This is a genomic window from Photorhabdus antumapuensis, assembly GCF_020387775.1.
In the GTDB taxonomy this organism is placed as follows: Bacteria; Pseudomonadota; Gammaproteobacteria; order Enterobacterales; family Enterobacteriaceae; genus Photorhabdus; species Photorhabdus antumapuensis.
Map to the genome: position 1 here is coordinate 366 of NZ_JAHZMK010000004.1, position 2,230 is coordinate 2,595.

Consider the following 2,230-nt stretch of genomic DNA (forward strand, 5'->3'; position numbering starts at 1 on the left):
GCGGCCCGCTGGATAACCGTCAGGGGCATCTGCAAGGCGGGAAGCTCACCGTTGACACCGGACAAGCGGAGATCGATAACCGAGATGGGAAACTGTTGTCAACCGACACCATGAATCTGACGACTACGCAGCTCGATAATCGTCACGGGCAAGTGCAGGCGGTAGGCGACACCACTCTTAATGTTGAAACCCAAACCGATAACACCGGCGGCCTTATCCGGGGCGGTCAGCAATTGACCCTGAACACCGCTCACCTGATTAACCATGAGACGGCACAGGCAGATAACGGGCTGGAGGCGCAAAACCTGACGGTCAACGCTCAACAGGTGGACAACCATCAGGGGGCTTTACGAGCGGCTAATCACCTGCAAGCGAACATCAGCCAGACTCTGGATAATACTCAGGGGCTGGTCTCCGCAGGCAAACAGCTCACTATCAACCGCGAGACTCAGCAACCGCATCTGAGGATTGACAACCAACAGGGCACGCTGATTGCCGGGGAACACGCCACGATTAACGCACACGCCTTAAGCGGTGACGGCCAGCTGTTATCGCAGGGCGATATGGCGGTCACCTTAACCGGGGATTTTCACCATACCGGCAACACCGCGGCCAATGGCAATCTGACCCTGAAAACTACCGGCAATATGCTCAATGACCGCCAGATAAAAGCCGGTCAGGCGCTGCATCTTGACGCCCACAATCTTACCAACAGCGCCGCCGGTGAAATCAGCGCCGGGCAAACGCAAATCCACGTTCACGATACGCTGAACAATACCGGACTGATTGACGGCGGTCTGACCCATCTCACGGCCAACACCCTGAACAATACCGGCACCGGGCGCCTTTACGGTGACCAACTCGCCCTCCAGACAGGCACCCTGAATAACAGCGCACGGGACGGCAAAGCCGCCGTGATTGCCGCGCGTGACAGGCTGGATATCGGCGCCGGGATACTGAACAACAGTCATCATGCCCAGATTTACAGCGTGGGCGATATGCACATTGGCGGCCGGTTGGACAACAGCCTGACAGCCACCGGTCAGGCAAGTGAACTCAATAACCACGCGGCGACAATTGAGGCCGGAAACAACCTGAAAATTCAGGCCGACCAGATTAACAACACCAACGCCGGTCTGGTGACTCAGGTTGTCGAGACGGAAAAATCGCAGCATCACGATGCGGTATTGAGCGGCCAGACCGCCCGCTATGACTGGTCACAGGTGGACACTTCCCGCCACAACACATACGGCGTACACGATGCCATCATGCCGGACGGCAGCCGCAGTAATGACTTTTACGAATATCAGTACACCCGCACCGTCAAGGAAACGCAGGTTAAACAGAGTGACCCCGGTAAAATTCTGGCCGGCGGCAATATCACACTCAACAGTGCGCAGGTCACCAATCACGACAGCCAAATCGTGGCGGGCGGCGCGCTGGACGGGGAAATCGGCGAACTGCACAATATAGCCACTCAGGGCGAACGCATCACCACGGATGCCGGCCGCCAGACTCACTGGTATGCGAAAAAGAAACGACTTAAGCCCAGATTCCGCGGCACCAAAACCTCGCAGGGGAAAAGCCGCAGCCATTATGACCCCGCTCCGGTGATAGAAACGATTGACCTGAAAACGCTGGCCTGGCAGGAGCATACCCGTCCGCAGGGCGCCGATATCACGATTACAGACCGACAGACCGGTCAGATACACGCGGCCCCCACGGCGGTCAAACCGGTAACCGAGATAGACGACCGGCCTCCGGCGGAAACGGTCAAAGGACAAACCGTTGACCCGGCGATACGCGTGGTCACCCCTAATACCCGCCTGCCGGATAACAGCCTGTATACCGTGCAGCCGGGCAGCGACAGCCACTATCTGGTCGAGACCGACCCGAAATTTACCCAGTACAAACAGTGGCTGGGCTCGGATTATATGCGGCAACAGTTAACGCATGACCCGGCGCGGGTCCACAAACGGTTAGGCGATGGATTCTACGAACAGCGGCTGGTGCGCGACCAGATTACCCAACTGACCGGCCGGCGCTATCTGCCGGGCTACAACAACGACGAAGCGCAGTTTAAAGCACTGATGGATGCCGGTATCGCCTTTGGCCAACAGCAACAGTTAACGCCGGGTGTCGCCTTGAGCCCGGCGCAAATGGCGCTGCTGACTTCGGATATTATCTGGCTGACTAACCAGACCGTGCCCCTGCCGGACGGCACTACCGA

1 pseudogene is annotated in these 2,230 nt (G+C 57.8%); it reads left to right on the plus strand.

Features of this window, described 5'->3' with window-relative positions:
* Window positions 1–2,230 (plus strand): annotated as a pseudogene (locus tag KZ793_RS00265) (S-layer family protein); the annotation flags it as partial.